The organism is Pseudomonas sp. H1_D04, from assembly GCF_054683855.1.
Map to the genome: position 1 here is coordinate 6144707 of NZ_CP162826.1, position 20929 is coordinate 6165635.

Consider the following 20929-nt stretch of genomic DNA (forward strand, 5'->3'; position numbering starts at 1 on the left):
ATCCCGGGAAACCCGTGCAAAAGCAAGAATGATCACGTTGCACAGGCCCGGCCCCGGCAATGCACTGAAGCACTGCATTCGGCGCCGAATCATCGAACCATTGCGTTCAGGAGAACTGATTACGTGAACAACCAACTCAAACGAAAAGCCTGCATCGGCTCCATAGAGGCCAGCCTTGAAGACCACTGCCTGTTCGGCAAGAACCTGTCCATCAAGGCGCTGAACGCATTCCTGCAACATCACAGCACAGAGGCATGCCCAGCGATGGGTTGATCAACCCAACCGCCGATATCCCAACACCGCCGACCCCAACACCACCGCGCCCGCCGCCAACGCCACCCAGAACCCGCTGGCGGCGCCGAAGTGGTCGATCATCCAGCCGGAGCTTGCGGCACCAATGGCCACGCCGATGCTGAGGCCGGTGATCAGCCACGTCATGCCTTCGGTCAGGCGGCTGGCGGGGACGATACGCTCCACCAGCGCCATGGACACGATCAGGGTCGGGGCAAAGAACAGGCCGGAGATAAAGATCGCCACCGCCAGGCCTGGAATGTTGGTGACCAGCAGCAACGGCAAGGTGGTCAACGCCGTGGCCACGCCGCAGAACAGAAACTGGCGCGGCAGCGGCGCCTTGAGCTTGAGAGTGCCGAAGGCGAGTCCCGCCAGACACGAACCGATGGCGTACACCGAGAGCACGATGCTCGCCGCCGCCGGCTGACCCTGGTGTTGGGCAAAGGCCACGCTGACCACATCCACCACACCCACGATCACCCCCATGGCCAGCAAGAGGATCATCAGGATCAATACCGACGGTGACGCGATCAGCCAGCCGGCATGGTGATCGTGGTGCTCATGCACCGGGGGTTCGGTCGCTCGTTGCAGGACGAACGTGGTGACGCCCACCGCCAGCAACAACGCGGCCACCAGCGGCCCGGCTTCGGGAAACAGCACCACGCTCAAGCCCACTGAAATCGGCGGGCCGACGATAAAGCACACCTCATCCAGCACCGACTCCAGGGCAAAGGCGGTTTGCAGCTTGGGCTGACCTCGGTACAACTCGGTCCAACGGGCCCGCACCATCGCCGACATGTTCGGCATGCAACCGGCCAAGGCGGCAGACAGGAACAGCGTCCAGGTCGGCGCCTGCAACCGCGTGCACAGCAACAGCATCAGCAGCGCCCCGCCACCGATCAACGCGGCAATCGGCAGCACCCGGCCTTGGCTGTAGCGGTCCACCAGCCGTGATACCTGTGGCGCGCAAATCGCCGTAGCCAACGCGAATACCGCCGCCACCGAGCCTGCAAGGCCGTAGCCGCCATGCACCTGGGAAAGCATGGTGATAATGCCGATACCGGTCATGGACACCGGCATACGCGCCAGCATGCCGGCCAATACAAAAGCCCGGGCGCCAGGGACTTGGAATAACTCGGCGTAGGGGTTTGCCATGACTTAAACGCCTTCTGTCCTTAAATTGCGCATCCTTTTATCACACCAACCGCTTGATCTGCTTATGCCGCCACACCAACCGGTAATACGCGGTCTGCAACCCCAGCATCGCCAGGTACGTCACCGGAAACGCCATCCACACACCTTCCAGGCCGAAGTGGGCGTTGAGCAGGTACGCCATCGGCAACTCCACGCACAGCACGCAGAAGATCGAGATCGCCACCGGCATCAGCACCACGCCGCTGGCACGCATGATCCCGCCGATAACGGCCTGGAAGCCGAACACGAGGATGCTCCACAACATGATGTGCAGCAGGTGCTCGGCATTCACGCGTGCGGCGTCATCGGTGATGAACAGCCCGAGCAACCAGTGGGATAACAAGTAGCCCAGCACGATCAGGCCACCGGTGAGACAGGTGTTGATCAGCAACCCGGTACGCAGAATCGGCCCGATGCGTTCCAAGCGCCCGGCGCCAATCGCCTGGGCGCCGAGGATCGAGGCAGTGATGGCAATCGACAGGGCCGGAAATTGCACGTAGTTGACGATCTGCGTCACCGCCCCATAGGCCGCCGTGGCCTGGGAACCATGGCTATTGACCAACGCCAGGATGACCAGCTCCGAGAGCGACAGAACCACCATCTGCAAGCCGGTGGGCAGGCCGATACGCAGGACTTTACCGAGGATGACGCGGTCCAGGCGCAAGGCCGCGAGCAGTTCGCGATCCGGCGCCATCACGTGGTTTTTATGGCGCAGGCGCAGGACCAGAAACAGCATCGCCGAGGCATTTCCCACCAGGCCCGCGTACACCGCGCTCTGGATGCCCAAGGGCGGCAGGCCGATCCAGCCGCGAATCAGTGCAGGGGTCAGCAACAGGCCGACCAGGGTAGAGACCATCAACGCGAGCAAGGGCGAAATCGTATCGCTGACGCCCCGCAGCAATTGGGTGTAAAGGATGAACACCAGCAACAGCGGCATGATCAGCATCATCATCTGGGCATAGCCGACTGCGTCGTCGAGCACGTCAACCGGCGTGCCCAATGCCTGCAACGCCGGGCGCGCAAACAGACTGCCCAACACCGCCGCGATCAAGCCCACCAGCGCGCCAAGGGTCAGCGTCGCGCCGGTAATCGACTTGACCATCGCGGTTTCCTGGGCACCCCAGGCCTGCCCGATCAACACCGACGCACCCGCCCCCAGGCCGATCACCAGTGCGATAAAGAAAAACACGATGGGAAACATCCCCGACACCGCCGCCAGGGCCTGAGTGCCGAGCATCTGCCCGACATAAATGCCGTTGAGCGTGCCGGAAAAACTCTGCAGGAAGTTGGACAGCACCATCGGTGCCAGAAAGATCAGATAGACCTGCCACAGCGGGCGTTGCAAAGGGCTTTGCATGAGAAACGGGGCCTCGAAGAACTAAAGCGTCCGAGGTTTATACCGCATGTGGATCCAATGTTCCTGCGGTTTATCGAGGCATGCCGTCGAACAGTGGGCAACCTGAATGGGCAACTGTTTTTTTGTCGTGAGCAAGCTCGCCCCGCTCACGACAAAGGCTATGGCGCAACCGGCAGCGCACGCTTGTGTGCGGTCTTGAGATAGGCCGATTCAACGATGTCCCGCACCCGCTCACTCACCGGCTCGCCCATCAGGTACGCATCGATCTCTTCGTACGTGCAGCCATAAGCCTGTTCATCCAGCTTGCCCGGTGCCAGTTCTTCGAGGTCGGCTGTGGGCTGCTTGTGCACCAGGTTCGCCGGTGCCCCAAGGTCACTGGCCAACAGGCGCACCTGGGTTTTGGTCAGGCCGGACAATGGCGCCAGGTCGCAGGCGCCGTCACCGAACTTGGTGAAAAACCCCATCAGAGCTTCGGCGCCATGGTCGGTGCCGACCACCAGGCCATTGTGCAAGTTGGCCACGGCGTACTGCGCGATCATGCGGGTGCGGGCCTTGACGTTGCCTTTGATGAAGTCCACTTGAGCGGCGCTGGCGTCGGTGGCGGTGAGGCTGGCCATCAGGCCGTCGACGCTGGCGGCGATGTTCAGGGTCTCGATGTGGTCCGGAGTGATGAAATCCAGCGAGGCCTGGGCGTCGCGCTCATCGGCCTGGGTCTTGTAGGGCAGGCGCATGGCGATAAAGCGTGCGGCGTAATCCTCAGCCCGCAGTTGCTCAACCGCCAACTGGCACAGGCGGCCGGCGGTCAGGGAATCCACGCCACCGCTGATGCCCAGCACCAGGGCTTTGCAGCCCGACTGGCGCAACGTGGTCTTGATGAAATCGATGCGCCGTTGGATTTCCCTGGCCTCACCGCCCTTCACCAGTTGCCGGTTGATATTCAGTTCCTGCGCGATACGGTCTTGCATGTCACACCTCCACGTTGCCGACATTGAATACCTTCGCTGCGTACTGCAAAAACGAGGGGTCTTCGCAGACGTTCTTCACCGGGTCATCGGAGAACTTCACCACCGGTTCGCCGTGCACCCGTACCAGCTTCATAACGATGCTCAGCGGTTCGACGCCGTCCACATCGCAAGCCAGGCTGGTGCCCATGCCGAAACCGAACTTGGCCTTGCCACGGATGTGCCGCAGGATCGGCAGGCATTTTTCGAAGTTCAGGCCGTCGGAGAACATCAGGTCCTTGGTCATCGGGTCGATGCCCAGCTGTTTGTAGCGAGCCAGCACCTTGTCGGCCCAGGCGATGGGGTCACCGGAGTCCTGGCGCAGGCCGTCGTAGAGCTTGGCGAAGTACAGGTCGAAGTCCTTGAGGAAAAAGTCAGTGCTGATGCAGTCGGTCAAGGCGATGCCGAGACGGCCACGGTATTCATGCACCCAGTTCTCCAGAGCGGCGTTCTGGCTTTCGCGCAAGCGCCCCAATTGCTGGTGCACCATCAGCCATTGGTGGGCCATGGTGCCGATCAGCGGCAAGTCGAATTCATACGCCAGGTGCGCGTTGCTGGTGCCAACGAACTGGCCGGGGAAGTCGCGGCGCATGATGTCCACCACTTCGCGCTGGGCCTTGAAGGACAGACGCCGACGGGTCGAGAAGTCGGAGACGCGCAGGTCGGCCAACTCGTCGCGGCTGAGGTTTTTCTCCAGCCAGTCGAACTTCTGGTACAGCTTGCGGGTGACGTCTTCCAGGGTCACATCCGGGTATTTGTCGCGGTTGCGCAGTTCGCTGACCAACGCGAGCACCGGCTGTTCGAACATGATGCAGTGCAGCATCGGGCCGACCACGCGGATGTTCAATTGGCCATCGACTTCGCTGACGTGGATATAACGCAGGTTGAAGCGGAACAGGCCCAGGAAGCGCTCGTAGTCCGGGGTGAGGTACTCGCGAAAGCGTGGGTTGAACAGAAAGCGCAGCTCGCCTTCACGCACCTGCAGGCTGGCGAGTTTGTCCAACTCGGCGCGCAACTGCGGGATCAAGTGGCCGAGTTTTTCCTTGGAGCGGACGATGAAGTTGTATTCCACATCGACGTTGGGGTACTGGTGCAACACCGCCTGCATCATGGTGAAGGTGTAGTAGTCGGTGTCGAGCAGGCCCTGGATCACCGGGGCGTCGTAGTCGTAGGCACTTTCCATGGTAAATCTCCTTAACGCGTGGCCATCGCGGCCAGTTCTTCGCGGGTGCGGCTGATGCCGGCACCAGCCTTGAGCAACTCATTGATAGCCTGTACGCCGCCCTCCTCGCTGATACCGCGGCACGCCGGCAGGTGCAGCACGACTTCCAGGCCGGCCTTGAGCAATTGCAGTGCGGTGGTTTTGACGCAGTAGTCCAGGGCCAGACCGCCAACGATCACACGGGTGACACCTTGAGCCTTGAGGTACTCGATGACTCCGGTGGACAGCTTGTCGTGCAGGTCGTGGTAGCAAGCACCGTAGGGGTGCAGGTCGGGCTCGACGCCTTTCCAGATGAAGTAGTCGTAGTCATAGGGCGTGGGCAGTTCGTCGAGCAACGTGAAACCTTCAGTGCCCGGTACGCAGTGGCTGACCCATGTGAGGTCGGCGTGGGTCAGGCCGGTGGGTTGCAGCATCTCGCTGGGCTGCGCGACCACCCAGGGTGCTTGCGGGGTGTGGGCGTCCTTGCTGCCGACGCGATAGCCGGCGAGGCTGGCCATGTAGTTGAGTTCGGCACCGATCTGGTCACCACCGGCCACAGGCAATTCGTTGGGGCACAGCGGCGTGAAGCTCTTCTGAGGATCGACATCGAAAGAAGCAAGGGCAGTTTTCGAAAGGGTCATGGCTGTTCTCCTGTGGCCTGGAAACAAAAGTACACGTCATGTACTTTCATTGCAAGAAACATTTATTTATCTATTCGCCTTCAAGCACATGACATATCTTTTCGATCCGTTAGACTGAGCCCTCTTCGCCGTTCAGAAGGATTTCATATGCCACTTAGCGCCTACCTCCACACCGTCGACCTCTGCGTACTTTTTTACTGCCGCGCAACTGGGGAACTGAAACTGTTGCTGAACAAGCGCGACGCCGAGCCCTTCGCCGGGCATTGGGCGTTGCCGGGCGTGGTGGTGAATGGCGGCGTGCAAGATCTGAGCCTCCAGGATGCGGTGGAACGCTTGCGCGTTAGTGACAAAGTCGGTCTGGAGCTGGCCTGGAGCGAGCAAGTGGGCACGGTGGGCGATGCGTTTCGCGACCCGCGTTGCTGGTCGTCGTCAACGTACTACTTGGCGATCGTCGCGGATGAGGTGCAGCTGGGGGAGCATCAAGGCTGGTTTGGGTTGAAGGCGGTGGCGGACGGCAGCATCAAGTTGCCGTTCGATCACAACAGCATCGTCGCGGCCGTGCAGGAGCGGTTGTTCTCCAAGTCGCTGTACAGCAGCTTGCCGCTGATGTTCCTGGGCAATGAGTTCAGCGCGCCGGAGGCAACCACGATCTTTTCCCTGGTGCTGGAGCGGCCGGTGCTCAAGACCAGTATTCGCCAGCGCTTGTTGAAGCTGACGGAGGCGGGATATTTGCGCGAGACGGGGCGCAAGAAGCATGGCGAGGGCGGCAGGCCCCAGGCGACGGTGGAAAACTTGAAGCCTGGGGCGGTTTACTTCTTTGATCGCAGTTTTGCCGACTAAGCACCCTTTTCAAGCGCGATGAGGTTCAAATGTGGGAGGGGGCTTGCTCCCGATAGCAGTGTGACAGTCCGCAAATAAAGTGACTGATCCTCCGCTATCGGGAGCAAGCCCCCTCCCCCAGTTTTGATTGGGGTATGGCTTTAGCTCATCCAATTGCCGCCGTCGACGTTGTAGGTCTGGGCCACCACATAATCAGCCTCCTTCGACGCCAGGAAGATTGCCATTCCGGTGAGGTCTTCAGCCGTACCCATCCGCCCAAACGGCACCTCTGCCCCCACCCGCCGTTTCTTCTCGCCAGGCGCCAGCCCTTCATGCTTGGCGAACAGCGCATCCACCCCGTCCCAATGCTCACCGTCGACCACACCGGGGGCAATGGCGTTGACGTTGATCCCTTGCTTGATCAGGTTCAACCCCGCCGACTGCGTAAGGCTGATCACCGCTGCCTTGGTCGCGCAGTACACCGCCACCAACGCCTCACCGCGCCGCCCGGCCTGGCTGGCCATGTTGATGATTTTGCCGCCGTGGCCCTGGCGGATCATCTGCCGGGCCGCAGCCTGCAAGGTGAACAGCGTGCCAGCGACATTGATCGCGAACAGCCGCTCGAAGCTGTCGCGGGTGATGTCGACGATGGGCGCCAGGTCGAACAGCGCTGCGTTGTTGACCAGGATATCCAGCTTCCCGACATGGGCCACCACGGCGGCAATCGCGCCATCGATGGAGGCTTGGTCAGTGACATCCATCGCGACCGCGTAGGCCTGAGGGCCCAGCTCGGCGGCAGTTTGCTGGGCACGTTGCAGGTTGATGTCGGCAATGGCAACCGTCGCGCCTTCATTGATGTAGGCCAGGGCAAACGCGCGGCCAATCCCGCGCGCCGATCCAGTGATCAGCGCGCTTTTACCTTCCAGTCGTTTCATGGGTGTTGTCCGTCAAGGTTACTTGGGATAGCCGGCGCGTTTCATTTCGCGCTCGGTAGTGGACTGCGCCTGCAACAAGGCCTGGTCAACCGTCATGCCACCGGTAAGCGCCGCTGAAAACAGCTTGCCGACCGAGGTGCCGATGGCCTGGAACTCGGGGATGGTCACGTATTGGATGCCCACGTACGGCACCGGTTTGGCTGAAGGATGGGCGGGGTCGGCGTGTTTCATCATCTCCAGCGTCACCTGGGCAAACGGCGCGGCCTTGAGGTAAGCCTCGTTGTAAGTGGATTGGCGCGTGCCCGGCGGTACGTTGGTGATGCCCTCTTTATCGGCGACCAGTTGGATGTAGTCCTTGGAAGTGGCCCAGGTGATAAAGGCCTTGGCGGCGTCCTTGTGCTTGGAAGTGGCCGGGATCGCCAGGGACCAGGCGTAGAGCCAGGATGAACCTTTGTCGGTCACCTCAGTAGGCGCGGCGGCGAAACCGACGCTGTCGGCAACCTTGCTCTGGCTGGTATCGGTGGTGAAGGAACCGGCGACGCTGGCGTCGACCCAGATCGCGCACTTACCACTGTTGAACAGCGCCAAGGTTTCGTTGAACCCGTTGCTCGACACGCCTGGCGGGCCGTATTGTTTGAGGGTATTGACGTAGAAGTTGGCGGCGGCGTTCCATTCGGGGCTGGTCAGCTCGGGCTTCCATTGTTCGTCGAACCAGCGCGCACCAAAGGCGTTGGCCATGGTACTCAACAGCGCGATGTTCTCCCCCCAGCCGGCCTTGCCCCGCAGGCACATGCCGTACTGACCCTTGTCCTTGGCGGTGAGTTTGGCGGCGAACTCGCCGAGTTGGGTCCAGGTGGGATGCGCGGGCATGCTCAGGCCGGCGCTCTTGAACAGGTCGGTGCGGTAGTAGGTGACGGTGCTTTCGCCGTAGAACGGCAAGGCGTAGAGGGTGTTATTGACCGACAGGCCCTGGCGCACTGAGGGGAAGATATCGTCGGCGTCGTAATCGGCCGGCAGCTCGGTCAACGGTTCCAGCCATTGTTTGGCACCCCACAACGGGGTTTCGTAGGTGCCGATGGTCAGCACATCGAACTGCCCGCCCTGGGTGGCGATGTCGGTAGTGAGGCGTTGGCGCAGAACATTTTCTTCAAGCACTACCCAGTTGAGTTTGATGCCCGGGTGCTGCTCTTCGAACACCTTGGACAGGCGCTGCATGCGGATCATGTCGCTGTTGTTAACCGTGGCGATGGTCACGGTGTCGGCCGTATGGCCGGGTATAGCCATAGCCAGGCCGGACAGCAGTAACAGTGCTTTGGGAAGCGTTAACATGGCGGTTTCCACCTGTTGTTTTTGTTGTTGAGCACCGATTACAGCAGCTTGGCCAAGCCCTCACAAACGCCTGGCGAATGCGCGGCTGATACTTTTTTAACCGCACACCCAGGATCAAAAAAGTATCAGTGCGGGGCGAAAGCGGGGGTAGCCTGCCCCGTGCAAACCCGCGTATTTTGGTGTAATCCAACGCACAAGAGGCAGCACCATGCCCGTCAGCCGCGCCGAACTGTTCGAGCACCGCCCCGCCGAACTCGAAGTGATCTTGACTGAACCCGACCACTGCTTTCGGTGGTTCGAACACGATTACCCCTATGATCTGGCGCGCTGGAACCACCATCCCGAATTTGAAATCCACCTGATCCGCCAAGGCACCGGCAAGCTGGTGGCGGGCGACTATATCGGTGCATTCAGCGCCGGCCATGTCGCATTGATCGGCCCGGACCTGCCCCACGACTGGATAGGCGAACTGGCCCCCGGCGAACACTTGAGCGGGCGCGATGTGGTGCTGCAATTCGATGGCGCCGCCCTGCTCGCCCTGCGCAATACCTTGCCGGAACTCGGGGATTTGCAGCCGCTGTTCGAACAGGCCCGGCGCGGCCTGGAGTTCACCGGTGACAGCGCCGCAAAGGCTGCGCACCTGCTGGAAGCCATCGGTAGTGCCCATGGCCTGCAACGGCTGATCCTGTTCCTGCAATTGCTCGACACCTTGAAAAACGCGCCGCCCATCCAAGTCAAGGCACTGGCCAGCCCCTGCTACGCGCCCACGCTGGATGCCCGCAGCGCTGAACGCATCAACAAGGCCTTCGACTACCTGATGCGCGAACTCACTGGCGACGTGCGCCTGTCGGTCATCGCTCAGCAACTGGAGATGAGCGAACCGGGATTCTCGCGGTTCTTCAAACGCAACACCGGCCACGGTTTTATCGACCTGATGCGCAAATTTCGCGTGCAGCGCGCGTGCCGGCTGTTGCTGCACAGTGAGCGGTCGGTGGCGGATATCTGCTTTGAAGTGGGCTACGCCAACCTGTCCAATTTCAACCGGCACTTTCGCATCGAGATGAACCAGACGCCGAGCGAATATCGCCGCGACACCGCGATGCATCTGTTCAATCCCATTGAAAAAATGACACCCAGTCATTTCTGATCAAAAGGTCGACTAATTCGCCTTTTTTCTAGGCCATTCAAGCCATTGGGCAAAGTTGGTACAGCCTGTGCAAACGTTTGCGGTACGAACTTGACCGCCAAGTTCCCCCTTACCTGAGCAATCGGGTTCAAACCGCGTACGAATAGGGACTTTCAATGCACCTCACCTCAAGGCCTCGCGCCTGCTTTGGTGTTTCCTTGCTACTGGCCGCCGTTACGGGAGTACTCAGCACACCCATTTTGGCGCAGGAAACACCTGCCAATGACTCAGCACAGGGCGAAACCCTCAGCCCTGAAGCCACCCAATCGAATAAAGGCCCTTACCTGTCGCAATGGTTCAACCAGGACCTGACGCTGATCGGCAGCAAAGACATCAGCTTCGGCCCCAAGCCGTCCGATGACATTTACCTGGAATACGAGTACTTCGGCCGCAAAGGGCCCTTCGAGCTGTATGGCTACATCGACGTGCCGAAGATCCTCGGCATTGGCAACAGCAACGACAAAGGCGCATGGGACCACGGCTCGCCGGTGTTCATGGAGCATGAGCCGCGCATCTCCATCGACTACCTGGCCGGTCGCAGCCTGGCCATCGGGCCGTTCAAGGAATGGTACGTGGCGTTCGACTGGATCTACGACCACGGCAGCAACAAGGAAAACCGCGCCAACACCCTGTACAGCGGCCTGGGCACCGACATCGACACCCACTCGCGGGTCAACCTGTCGGCTAACTTCTATGGGCGCTACCAGTGGGAAAACTACGGTGCCAGCAATGAGTATTCCTGGGACGGCTATCGCGCCCAGATGAAGTACATCGTGCCCATCGGCAAGTTCGACAACGGCGCTTCGCTGACCTACATCGGCTTCACCAACTACGATTTCGGCTCCAACCTGCACAAGGACAACCCGGCGCGCACCGCCAATTCAATGGTGGCGACCAACGTGCTGCTGTACTCGTTCACCCACCTGCGCTTCACGCTGGTCGGGCGCTACTTCCATAACGGCGGCAACTGGGAAGATGGCAGCGAGTTGAATTTCGGCGAAGGCAACTTCCGCGCCCGCTCCGATGGCTGGGGCTACTACGCCGGTGTCGGCTACCAATTCTGATCAAGGAGCATGTGAGATGAACACGTTTACCCGTCTATCGATGGCCATCGGCATGGCCCTGTTGCCGCACCTGGTGCTGGCAGATACCCCGGCACCGATCAAACCCAAAGTGATGCTGATCACCATGTTCGCGCCCGAGGCACAAACCTGGATCGACCGCCTGCAACTCAAGCAAGAAGTGCGCGTGCCGGGCCTGTCCGCCGAATACCCGGTGATCCGCTGCAACACCCAGGACGTGTGCCTGCTCGTCACCGGCATGGGCCAGACCAACGCTGCCGCCTCCACCCTGGCCCTGGCGTTGTCGCCCAAGTTCGACCTGCGCCAGAGCTACTTCCTGATTGCCGGGATCGCCGGCATCAGCCCCAAGCACGGCACCATCGGCACCGCTGCCTGGGCGCATTACCTGGTGGAGTTTGGTACGCAGTGGGAACTGGATTCGCGCGATGCGCCCAAGGACTGGCCGACCGGCTACATCGGCATCAACACCAAAGGCCCCAACGAAAAACCGCCGCTGGACTACAAGACCGAAGTGTTTGAGCTCAACCCCAAGCTGCAAGCCAAGGCGTTTGCCCTGTCGCAGAAAGTCGAGCTGACGGAAAGCAAAGAGTCGACGGCCTGGCGCAAGCACTACCCCGCCGCCCCGGCCAACCAGCCGCCGCAAGTCACCCGCTGCGACACCCTGGCGGGCAACACGTGGTTCTCCGGCACGCGCCTGAGCGAACGCGCCGAGGTCTGGACCAAGCTGCTCACGGATAACAAAGGCGAATACTGCACCACCCAGCAGGAAGATAACTCCACCTATGAGGCCCTGCTGCGCGCCAGTCGCGAGGGCTTGGTGGATATTCAGCGCCTGGCCGTGGTGCGAGCAGGTTCCGACTTCGACCGGCCTTACCCTGGTTACAGCGAGGTGGATAACCTGCTCAACTATGCGGACCAGGGCGGGTTCGTGCCGGCGCTGGAAAACCTGTACCGCACGGGCAATCCGCTGGTACAGGCAATCCTCAACAACTGGTCAGCCTGGGAAAAAGGTGTTCCCGACGCGTGACGATTCCTGTGCCGGCGATGGCGTGCTTAGGGCCAATCGCCGGTAAGCCGGCGCCTACGGGACCGTATCAGGGCAGGAAGATGATTTTGTCTGCACTGCCCTGGTTCACGTCTTCGTAGCACTGCGTCCCTTCGGCCAGCGCCACTTCGCGCAGGCCGACCGGCAGCGGCAGCAGCCCCTCATCAAAAAAGCGCCCGAACTGCTCCAGCATCACCGCGCACTGCTCGCAGCTGTAGAGCAATGAATTGATCCCCACCACCGAACCTCCCTTGCGGTACAGCGCCAGAGCCGGCAATTGCACATGACCGTCCACGGGCGCAGCAATGATGGCGATACGGCCAAAAGCCGCCAGACCCGCCACGGCGGCAGGCAGCCAGAAACCGGTGGTGTCGAAGATTACGTCGGCGCCGCCTGCGAACACGGCATTCACTTGCGAACCCAAGTCTTGCGGTTTAGCGAGGCTAATCGCCTCGAAACCTTGCGCCTGCAAAACCTCGACCTGCTCAACCCTGCGCACCGCCGCCAGCACCCGGGCGCCACGGATTTTCGCCAGGGCCAACGCCGCACTCCCCACGGCACCGTTGGCGCCGATCACCATCAACCGCGTGCCTTTGCCCACACCGCTGCGCTCCAGCGCATCCCAGGCGGTGGTGTACGGCACACCCAGGCTCGCCGCCTGGGCAAAGCTCAAATGCGTAGGCTTATGGGCCACGCCCTTGGCAGACACCGTGAGGTATTGAGCGTGGGAGCCATCGGCAAAAAAACCAAGATCGCGGCCGGTGCCCCAGACTTCCCGGCCCACAAATGCCTGCGGGCCTTCAACCACCACGCCAGCAAAATCGCGACCAGGAATGCGTGGCAGCGTGGTGTAAGGGAAGCGACCGAGCACGTTCTTTACATCGCTGGGGTTGAGGCCCGCAGCCTGGATTTTTACCAACACTTCATCAGCGCCCGGCACCGGTGTGGGGACGTCGATAAAGCTGAGGGCATTGAGATCGCCAGTGGCGGAAAATTGCAGGGCTTTCATGGGCAGTACATCCATCGAAAAGAAAAAGACTTCAGGACAACCAGGCACTGACCAACTGTCGCCCCATGGGCCACAGTTTTTCGCCGATCAACATGCCCATCAGGCCGACAAGCGCGATGGCCGGCGGCGCGGGTGAGCGAAAATCCAGCGCACCATAAATCACGCCGACAAACAGGCCAATGGCGAGGGAAATCAAGTAATTCATGGGGGCAGCGCCGTGTGGGTTGGTGGGCTCAGTGTAGGGAGCCCCTCCCGCTGGCATCGGCCAACTGCTTCAGGATTTCGGCCAAACCTCAGCCGGTGTAGTGCGAAGGGGCCACACCGAGTTCGCGGCGGAACATGTCGCTGAAGCTGCTCGGCGAATAGCCCAGGGACCGCGCAATCCCGCTGACCGACTGGCCCTGGATCAACTCCGCCACCGCCGTGGCGAGTTGCACTTGCCGGCGCCATTCGGCGAACCCCATGCCCAGGTGGTTCTGGAACAGCCGCGCCAGGGTACGCACGCTGGCACCGGCCACCTCGGCATGCTGCTCGAAGGGGATCACCAGGGAAGGCGCAGCCATGACCGCCTGGCACGCGCTGATCAGTCGACGGTCGGCTTCAACCGGCATGGCGATGCGGATCCGGGAGCGACGCGCCCGCTGCAACTCCAGCAGGGCCAGGCCGACCACCGCGTCGTAATACGCACCGTCGCCGCTATCGCCCTCCTCCACCAGCGTGACGATCAACTCGCGCAGCAACCCACCGACCTCAATCACCTGCACCTGGCTGTCCAGCGTCGCCGCCAAGGCAGGACGCAGGTAGATATTGCGCATCTGCAAATCCGACACTACGCGAATCCCGTGCTCGACACCCGGCGGCAGCCATACCGCGCGCTGGGGCGGCACCACCAGGGCTTCGCGTGGGGTCTCGACCCACATCACGCCGCTCATGGCGTAAAGCAATTGGCCCCACTCGTGCCTGTGGGGTTCCACATACCACCCACGCGGGTAAGTACGCGCCAGAGGTTGCACGGGGACAGCGTGATCACTGAGGTCAGGTGGCGCGGCCAGAGCCATGGGACGTACGTCAGTCTAGGATGAGCCACCATGGTAATGACCACCGCCCGACAATCCGAGTGAATTTTTGGCGCTCGTGGCGATCACTTGCTTACACCACCAGGGTTGATGGGCCGATGAATAACGCAAAACTGTTTGTGATCGATTACACCCTCCATGGCGAGGCCAAGTCATTCATTATCCGCCTGGAAAAACTCGATGCCGCCGAAGCTTGGCATTGGGCAAGCTGCGATGCCGGCGTCGGTCGTATTGGCCGTTTCGCCCGGGAGCAGGTCAAGAAGACCAGCCAGGTTCAGGCCGAGAAATTCGGCATCACCAACGTGCAATGGCGCCGCTCGGACGCGCGCGCCCAGGCTTGATCAAGGAGAGATACCCATGAATGTATGCGGCCAGGTCAATGGCAAGGCACGGATTGATTACACCCAGGACACCCTGTTTGGCCCACTGGCCAGGCATGTGGAATGCCAAGTGAGCGTGCAGCGCAAACCCGACAGACTCGTACTGAAGGTGTTTCAGCCGCTCCCGGATGATCTGCATGCAGCGAAAACGGTGGTGTTTGCCCTGGAGGGACGGCGGACCAGCGGGGTGGTCAGAGGTCGGCAGCGCCTGTCGGACCATAGCCTCCGGCTGGAGTTGGAAACCCAATAGCAGCTAACAGATAGATCAAATGTGGGAACGGTTTTGACCGCTCCCACCGCATTCAACCGTTGGCCGACTTGGCACACTCGCAGCCCGTAGCCGCAGCGCAGGGTTCACCATGGGCATGGTGTTCGGCACAGCCCTGGCAGCAATAGCCCTTACCGTCTTTCATCACCGCTTCGACACCCAATACACATTTGCAGTGTGGGCAGGCACAGGTTTGATCTGGCATGGTCAGACTCCTTCATCATGGTCGTCTCGGTACGGCGAGCGCCGGCACCTTAAGCAATGACTGCCGGCTCACGCAGATCGTTCAAACCATCAGTCGGTGCGCGTATTGCTGCGATACATGAACACCAGCGCCAGCGCCAGGCACACCATCGCCAGCATGCGACCGCCCGACAATTCGATGGCAGGGTTGCCCAGCCAGCCGAAGTTATCGATCAGCATGCCCATGCCCAACTGCCCGGTGATCACCGCCACCGTGGCCACCGCCGTGCCGACCACCGGCACCGCACCGACCATCACCATCATGTACACCACGCCGAACAGCGCGCCGGTCAGCTGCCATTTAGGCACGTCCAAGAGGCTCAACGCCTGTGCCGGTTCAAAGAAGAAAATCAACATCGCGGTGGTGAGCGCGCCTACGGCAAAGGTCAGCAAACTGCTGCGCAACACACCCACCGTCTGGCCCAGGCGACCGTTGATCGCCGCCTGCACACTCAATACCGCACCGGCCGCGATGACCAGTACCAACAACAGAATCAGATTCATCGTCTTACCCTCGTGCGATCAGAACAAGTGCCACCACAATCAACGCCAGCGCGATCCAGCGCTCTCCATTGACTCGCTTGCGCGTCGTGCCGAACCAACCGAAATGGTCGATCAAAACGCTCTTGCCCACCTGTCCCGACAGAATCGCGATCATGGTCATCGCAATACCGATGTGCGGCGTGGCCAGGGTCAGTACCACCACGTACATCGGCCCCAGAAAACCGCCGATCAGCTGCCAGCGCGGCAAGTCCGTGAGCGCCGGGCCTTTTTGCGGACCGCTGAACAGCAGCAGCAAATACAGAATCGCCGAGCCCACGCCGAAGATGCTCAACGTCGCCCACAGGGGCCCCACCTGCACGCCCAACGGGCCGAGTAAACCGGCCTCCACCGACAAGCCCATACCGGCGAGGATCACCAGCGGCAACAACAGCAACCGCAGAAGGTTTTTTTTCGGCGTGGCGTTCGCCACACCCTCGATAGAACTGGCCTGCATACATCACCTGCGCATCAACAAATGGATTAATGGCGCGCATTATCCAGTGGCCGTCCTGTGCGATAAATGGGAGCATACCAACAACACCTTTGCGCAAAACGCACAGCTTGGAGCCATGATGCAGGGTTTGAACGAGTTGAGTTTCAAGGCGCTGCGCCTGTTCGTCGCAGTGCTGGACCACGGCAGCTTCTCCGAAGTGGCGCGCCGCGAAAGCCTGGCGCCCTCCTCGATCTCGCGGCAGATCCAATTAATGGAGCAGGCCCTGGGGCAACAGTTGTTGTATCGGCACACCCGCGCCGTCAGCCCCACCGAGGCTGGGCGCCTGCTAGGGCGGCACGCGCGCCTGATGCTCGAACAACTGGAAGCCGCCGGCCAGGCCCTGCAGGAACAGGAAAGCGAGCCCAGCGGCCTGGTGCGTATCAATGCGCCGATGGTGTTCGGCCAGCGTCACCTCTCGCCCTGGCTGGGCGAGTTGTGCCGCCGCTACCCCAAGCTGCAACTGGATATCCAGCAAACCGACACCTACGTCGACCCTCTGCAAGATGGCACCGACCTGCTATTTCGCATCGGCGTGCTCAACGACTCCGGCATGCAGGCCCGTATCTTTGCGCCCCAGCGCTTTCGCATCGCCGCCAGCCCTGCTTACCTGGCGAAGCACGGCACGCCCTCGCACCCCGATGAACTGATCAACCACCAATGCCTGGCGTACAAGGGCATCACCGGCCAACAACGCTGGTTTTTCCGCCGCGACCAAGGCGACTGGACGCCCTACAGCGTCAAAGGCCCGATCACTGGCAACCACGCCGACACCCTCACCCACGCCGCCGAACAAGGCCTGGGGCTGGTGGTGTTTCCATCCTGGTTGATCGGTGAAAGCTTGCGCGCCGGCACGTTGCACGCGGTGCTGACGGAGTACGAAGTGGCGACCACGCTGGAGCCGCAGCAAATTGCGGCGTTGTGGCCAGGGAGCCGGCGCTTGTCGCTGAAGGTGAGGACCGTGATTGATTACTTTGTGGAGTGTTTTGGGGCGGTGCCTTATTGGGATCGCTGACTCAAAACACCCATTGCCCAATCAACCATGCATTCGCCCCACTGATCACCACAAATAGAAACCACACCAACACCCTGGTGGGCAGGCTATTCACAAACGGTCCCATCAGTTGCTTGTCGCCAGTCATGCGAATCAGCGGATACAGCGCAAACGGCAGCTGCAGGCTCAGCACCACCTGGCTCAGGATCAGCAATTTGCCGATGGCATCGTCACCCATCAGCCACACCCCGAGAAACGCCGGGATCAGCGCCAGCCCCCGGGTAATCAGGCGCCGCTGCCAGCAGGGAATGCGCAGGTTCAGGTAGCCTTCCATGATCACTTGTCCGGCGATGGTGCCGGTAAACGTCGAGCTTTGCCCGGACGCCAGCAAGGCGACGCCGAACAGGATGCTGGCAAAGGCGCCACCCACCAACGGATCGAGCAGGTGGTAAGCATCCTGGATTTCCACCACGTCGGTGTGGCCGGTCTTGTGGAATGCGGCGGCGGCGAGTACCAGGATGGCGGCATTGACCAGCAGGGCCAGGGCCAGGGAGCCGATGGTGTCGATGCGCGCCAGCTTGACCGCGTCCTGTTTGCTGGCCAGGTCTTTACCGATCAGGCGGGTCTGCACGATTGAGCTGTGCAGGTAAAGATTATGGGGCATCACCGTAGCGCCCAGAATGCCGATGGCCAGGTACAGCGGCGCGGCATCGCTGATGGCCGACAGTGACGGCGTGAAGCCGCTGAAGACGTCCGGCCAATACGGTTTGATCAACACCAGCTCGATAAAGAAACACACCCCGATGGTCGCCACCAACGCCAGCATGATCGCTTCCAAGCGGCGAAAGCCTCGGTTTTGCAGGGCAAGGATCAGCAGCGTGTCAAAGGCCGTGATCACAATACCGGTCGTCAGGGAAACGCCCAGCAGGAGGTGAAACGCCAAGGCGCAGCCGAGCACTTCGGCCAGGTCGGTGGCAATGATGGAGATTTCCGCCAACGCCCATTGGGTGCGGGCGGAGCGCTTGCTGTAGCGCTCGCGGCATAGCTGCGCCAGGTCTTTGCCGGTGGCGATGCCCAGTCGCGAGCACAGGCACTGCACCGCCATCCCCGCCAGGCTGGCCAGCAGCACCACAAACAGCAGGCTGTAGCCGTAGCGCGAACCGGCCTCGATGGCCGTAGCCCAGTTGCCCGGGTCCATGTAGCCAATGGAGATCAGCAGGCCGGGGCCGGCAAACATGAGGGCACGTTTGAAGAACGACGCCTTGGGATCAACGGCGACAGAGCCCGCCACTTCCGGCGGGCAGAACGGGGCGGTAGCAATTTTCGGCAGGCTGAATTTCACGCGGTATCCCAGGCAAACACACTCGACAGCGCGCAGCTTATCAGTCGGACGCGACCGTGCGCATCACCGTGTCCCGTGGCAGGTCAAACGCTTCCACCACCTGCACCACGAGGTCCATCTCCTGGTTCAGCGCCTCACGCTCCATGCGCTGGCGAATCACACCGATCACCAACACCGCCAGCGTCGTAATCGAATACGCCGGACCGGAAAACGCCCGAACACCACTCACCAGCAGCATCGCGGCCGCCAGTGCCTGCCCCACCACCGGAATCGCTGAGGCCGCCCCACGACGCAGGATAAACCCGGTCAGCCCCGCCAGCGCCGTGCCGCTCAAAGCCGTGGTGGCCGAGCGCCCAACATCGAAACGCTTGAACAGGCCCTGCTCTTTTTGCGCGGCCGCCTTGAGCTCCGCGTCGAAGACCTGCCGGTCGGCATTACTGAGCTTGTCCTTGTACTGCTCGATCAGCTTTTGCGCGACCTGGGTTTCGATCTCTGCCAGCGCAACCGTTTCAAGCGACTCGTCAAACTTGATCCCCAGGCGCTGCGCCACGTCTTCGGCGATCTGGCGATAACTTACGCCATGCCCACGAGCCAGGTTCATAAAGCTATCGCCGCCCATGCGCTGTAACTCGATGGCCAGTTTGAGCGGCTCGCGCACCTTGGCATCAATCGATGCACTGCGCTTTTGCGCCATCAGTTCGGCGAGGAATTTCAACTCATCCGGCCGCGCCTGCACCAAGGCTGGGAACAGTTCCACATCCTCCTCGGCAAAGCGCACCTCGCTGCTGCGCTGGTCGGAGCGGATCATGCCGCGCCGCTCGTGCAACAGGTCGGTGTACTGCACCACCGTCTGCAATTGCGGCCAATAGGCGGCGTGATCGAAGGTAGCCAAGTGCACATTGGTGATCTTGGCCTTGAGTGCCGGCGTCACCTCGATTGCATAACGACCAATGCAGCGCTCGGTGTCCGGCTTAATGGCCAACGCCCAATCCTTGCTGGAGTGGCAGTTGATCAGCCGGCCCTTGAGTGGCGCCGACACCTCATCCCACGGGCTCGACGTACAGATCGCCCCGCCCATCAGCAGTAGATTGTCCAACGGCAGTTCACGCGCGGTTTCAGGGCTGGCCAGGAGGCTCTTGACCAGAATCCGCGCGCCCAGGGAATGGCCGATCAGGTTGATACGCCGCACGTTCAGCGACTCACCGTGCAGGTAACCCGCCAGCTCCGGCAGCAAACTCTTGGCCACTTCGTCCACCCGCGCCTCGACGCTTTTGTAGTGGTCGAGGAAATAGGCAATCGCCTTGCCCACACCGACGGTCGCTGCGCCGACACTGCCGCCGCCGAGCATCGCGCCGATCACGTCCTTGAAAGGCGCAAACAGGTTTTCCAGGAAGTGCCCCGCGGGCCAGAACAGCATCAGGTTGGTGGAGCCTTCGATGCCCGCCAACTGCGCCTTGAAATTGCCCAGTTGTTGCCGGTTGAAAAACGCCGAATAACCGTGAACATAGAGATTGAGCACGTCCCCCTGAGGCTCGCCACACAGTAGGAATGTGGGCTTGCGGGTGCGGTGCATTTCATCCCACTGGTGTTGCATTGGGCGGTGACTCCGGGTGACAAGGGTGGGCGATAGTAACAAAGGCAAGGCCCAAGGGAGGTGAATCCTGACCGACGTGGCAGCAGCAAAAGCCTCAGAACTGCGCGCCAGCCTTTGAGTTCGCCAGGTAGCGCGCCGGAGAATCCCCCAGGTTGCGCCGGAACACCGACGTGAACGCACTGGAGCTGCTGAAACCCAACCCGAGCGCCACCTCGGTGATGGAAGCGCCATGGCTTAGCCGCGCAGTGGCTTCCAGCAGGCACACCTGCTGGCGCCAGGACACAAACGTCATCCCCGTGCTTTCCTGGAAATGGCGGGTGAACGTGCGTCGACTCATGTTCGACCACTCAGCCATCTCGTCGAGGGTGATTTTTTGCGTGGGCGCCTCCAGGAAACGCTGACAGGCCCGCGCCAGCCGTGGTTCGCCAGGCAATGGTGCGCTGAGGGGCACCTCAGGCATGGCGCCGATCTCATCAATCAGCAGCGTCAACACGCAGCGATGCCTCACATTGAGTGGCATTGAGGGATCGATAGCCAGCGCCGCCTCCAGCAAATGCCTGAGCAAGGGCGACACTTCAAACACCTGACAGCGCGCTTGCAACCCCGCGCGCAGGACGGCATCGGCGTTCAGGTAGGTATTGAGCATCACCACCTCCCCGCGCATCTGCATTTCATGGGGCACACCACCGGGCACCCAAATCGCCCGCTGCGGCGGCACCACCCAATTGCCGAGGTCGGTGAACATTTTCAACGCACCGGTGGAGGCATAGGCGAACTGCCCACGCGCGTGCGTGTGCCGCTCGAAAACAGTGCCATTGGGGTATTCGCGTAGCGTCACCACGGCGTCAGGGCTGGAAAAATCAAAGGCTGGAATCATGGCCCGATCTTGTCAAAAGTTGACCTGACATA

At 61.2% G+C, this 20929-nt stretch carries 24 protein-coding genes; 8 read left to right on the forward strand and 16 right to left on the reverse strand.

Going from position 1 to position 20929, the window contains the following annotated elements; genetic code table 11:
* The first annotated feature begins 123 nt into the window (after positions 1–123).
* Complete coding sequence (locus AB4N82_RS28250) at positions 124–273, forward strand: hypothetical protein (protein WP_163034956.1); 150 nt, start codon at positions 124–126, stop codon at positions 271–273.
* On the opposite strand, the gene AB4N82_RS28255 is transcribed toward AB4N82_RS28250, so the two are convergent.
* The 5 genes from AB4N82_RS28255 to AB4N82_RS28275 form a co-directional block, all read right to left on the reverse strand.
* Positions 274–1446: an MFS transporter gene (locus AB4N82_RS28255; protein ID WP_032885341.1), complete on the reverse strand. Its 1173-nt coding sequence runs from the start codon at positions 1444–1446 to the stop codon at positions 274–276.
* A gap of 40 nt (positions 1447–1486) precedes the next feature.
* Positions 1487–2842, reverse strand: coding sequence for an MATE family efflux transporter (locus AB4N82_RS28260; RefSeq protein ID WP_032885342.1), 1356 nt, complete (start codon positions 2840–2842; stop codon positions 1487–1489).
* Between the two features lie 158 nt (positions 2843–3000).
* Positions 3001–3807, reverse strand: coding sequence for an ammonia-dependent NAD(+) synthetase (gene nadE / locus AB4N82_RS28265; protein WP_122763633.1), 807 nt, complete (start codon positions 3805–3807; stop codon positions 3001–3003).
* Between the two features lies 1 nt (position 3808).
* Positions 3809–5026, reverse strand: a complete 1218-nt coding sequence (gene pncB, locus AB4N82_RS28270; RefSeq protein ID WP_032885346.1) for a nicotinate phosphoribosyltransferase — start codon at positions 5024–5026, stop codon at positions 3809–3811.
* A gap of 11 nt (positions 5027–5037) precedes the next feature.
* Complete coding sequence (locus tag AB4N82_RS28275; RefSeq protein WP_122763634.1) at positions 5038–5685, reverse strand: nicotinamidase; 648 nt, start codon at positions 5683–5685, stop codon at positions 5038–5040.
* 147 nt (positions 5686–5832) lie between these two features.
* Between AB4N82_RS28275 and AB4N82_RS28280 the strand changes: the two genes are divergently transcribed.
* Positions 5833–6525, forward strand: a complete 693-nt coding sequence (locus tag AB4N82_RS28280; RefSeq protein WP_122763635.1) for an NUDIX hydrolase — start codon at positions 5833–5835, stop codon at positions 6523–6525.
* Between the two features lie 140 nt (positions 6526–6665).
* Here the strand turns inward: AB4N82_RS28280 and AB4N82_RS28285 are convergent, their stop codons facing one another.
* The gene (locus AB4N82_RS28285; protein ID WP_032885349.1) at positions 6666–7439 is read right to left on the reverse strand and encodes an L-iditol 2-dehydrogenase; all 774 of its coding nucleotides are present in this window, start codon (positions 7437–7439) and stop codon (positions 6666–6668) included.
* 18 nt (positions 7440–7457) lie between these two features.
* Positions 7458–8723, reverse strand: coding sequence for an ABC transporter substrate-binding protein (locus tag AB4N82_RS28290; protein ID WP_460105187.1), 1266 nt, complete (start codon positions 8721–8723; stop codon positions 7458–7460).
* A 253-nt stretch (positions 8724–8976) separates the two neighbouring features.
* Between AB4N82_RS28290 and AB4N82_RS28295 the strand changes: the two genes are divergently transcribed.
* The 3 genes from AB4N82_RS28295 (at position 8977) to AB4N82_RS28305 (ending at position 12063) form a co-directional block, all read left to right on the forward strand.
* The gene (locus AB4N82_RS28295) at positions 8977–9915 is read left to right on the forward strand and encodes an AraC family transcriptional regulator (RefSeq protein WP_122763637.1); all 939 of its coding nucleotides are present in this window, start codon (positions 8977–8979) and stop codon (positions 9913–9915) included.
* A gap of 155 nt (positions 9916–10070) precedes the next feature.
* Positions 10071–11018 carry a nucleoside-specific channel-forming protein Tsx gene (locus AB4N82_RS28300; RefSeq protein ID WP_032885352.1) on the forward strand — a complete coding sequence of 316 codons (948 nt, stop codon included), beginning with the start codon at positions 10071–10073 and terminating at the stop codon, positions 11016–11018.
* Positions 11019–11034: 16 nt separating this feature from the next.
* Positions 11035–12063: a purine-nucleoside phosphorylase gene (locus tag AB4N82_RS28305; protein ID WP_122681444.1), complete on the forward strand. Its 1029-nt coding sequence runs from the start codon at positions 11035–11037 to the stop codon at positions 12061–12063.
* Between the two features lie 67 nt (positions 12064–12130).
* On the opposite strand, the gene AB4N82_RS28310 is transcribed toward AB4N82_RS28305, so the two are convergent.
* From AB4N82_RS28310 to AB4N82_RS28320, 3 genes are all read right to left on the reverse strand, one after another.
* Positions 12131–13090, reverse strand: a complete 960-nt coding sequence (locus AB4N82_RS28310; protein WP_122763638.1) for a quinone oxidoreductase family protein — start codon at positions 13088–13090, stop codon at positions 12131–12133.
* A gap of 31 nt (positions 13091–13121) precedes the next feature.
* Positions 13122–13295: a DUF1427 family protein gene (locus AB4N82_RS28315; RefSeq protein WP_081797626.1), complete on the reverse strand. Its 174-nt coding sequence runs from the start codon at positions 13293–13295 to the stop codon at positions 13122–13124.
* 88 nt (positions 13296–13383) lie between these two features.
* Positions 13384–14148, reverse strand: coding sequence for an AraC family transcriptional regulator (locus AB4N82_RS28320; protein ID WP_095185980.1), 765 nt, complete (start codon positions 14146–14148; stop codon positions 13384–13386).
* Positions 14149–14264: 116 nt separating this feature from the next.
* Between AB4N82_RS28320 and AB4N82_RS28325 the strand changes: the two genes are divergently transcribed.
* Together AB4N82_RS28325 and AB4N82_RS28330 are read left to right on the forward strand one after the other, a co-directional pair.
* On the forward strand, positions 14265–14507 hold the full coding sequence (locus AB4N82_RS28325; protein WP_032885356.1) for a DUF6555 family protein: 243 nt from the start codon (positions 14265–14267) through the stop codon (positions 14505–14507).
* A gap of 16 nt (positions 14508–14523) precedes the next feature.
* Complete coding sequence (locus tag AB4N82_RS28330; protein WP_032885357.1) at positions 14524–14796, forward strand: hypothetical protein; 273 nt, start codon at positions 14524–14526, stop codon at positions 14794–14796.
* Positions 14797–14848: 52 nt separating this feature from the next.
* Here AB4N82_RS28330 and AB4N82_RS28335 read toward each other — a convergent pair whose 3' ends face one another.
* From AB4N82_RS28335 to AB4N82_RS28345, 3 genes are all read right to left on the reverse strand, one after another.
* Entirely contained in the window at positions 14849–15019 is a 171-nt protein-coding gene (locus tag AB4N82_RS28335; RefSeq protein ID WP_095185981.1) for a metallothionein, read from the reverse strand.
* Positions 15020–15108: 89 nt separating this feature from the next.
* On the reverse strand, positions 15109–15561 hold the full coding sequence (locus tag AB4N82_RS28340; RefSeq protein ID WP_122763639.1) for a DMT family transporter: 453 nt from the start codon (positions 15559–15561) through the stop codon (positions 15109–15111).
* A 4-nt stretch (positions 15562–15565) separates the two neighbouring features.
* Positions 15566–16054, reverse strand: a complete 489-nt coding sequence (locus AB4N82_RS28345; protein ID WP_460104020.1) for a DMT family transporter — start codon at positions 16052–16054, stop codon at positions 15566–15568.
* 118 nt (positions 16055–16172) lie between these two features.
* Between AB4N82_RS28345 and AB4N82_RS28350 the strand changes: the two genes are divergently transcribed.
* Positions 16173–17105: a LysR family transcriptional regulator gene (locus AB4N82_RS28350; RefSeq protein ID WP_095186030.1), complete on the forward strand. Its 933-nt coding sequence runs from the start codon at positions 16173–16175 to the stop codon at positions 17103–17105.
* A 1-nt stretch (position 17106) separates the two neighbouring features.
* Here the strand turns inward: AB4N82_RS28350 and AB4N82_RS28355 are convergent, their stop codons facing one another.
* The 3 genes from AB4N82_RS28355 to AB4N82_RS28365 form a co-directional block, all read right to left on the reverse strand.
* On the reverse strand, positions 17107–18426 hold the full coding sequence (locus AB4N82_RS28355) for an Nramp family divalent metal transporter (RefSeq protein WP_032885360.1): 1320 nt from the start codon (positions 18424–18426) through the stop codon (positions 17107–17109).
* A 40-nt stretch (positions 18427–18466) separates the two neighbouring features.
* Complete coding sequence (locus tag AB4N82_RS28360) at positions 18467–20020, reverse strand: DUF726 domain-containing protein (RefSeq protein WP_099601605.1); 1554 nt, start codon at positions 20018–20020, stop codon at positions 18467–18469.
* Positions 20021–20114: 94 nt separating this feature from the next.
* On the reverse strand, positions 20115–20897 hold the full coding sequence (locus AB4N82_RS28365) for an AraC family transcriptional regulator (protein ID WP_032885362.1): 783 nt from the start codon (positions 20895–20897) through the stop codon (positions 20115–20117).
* Positions 20898–20929: the final 32 nt, after the last annotated feature.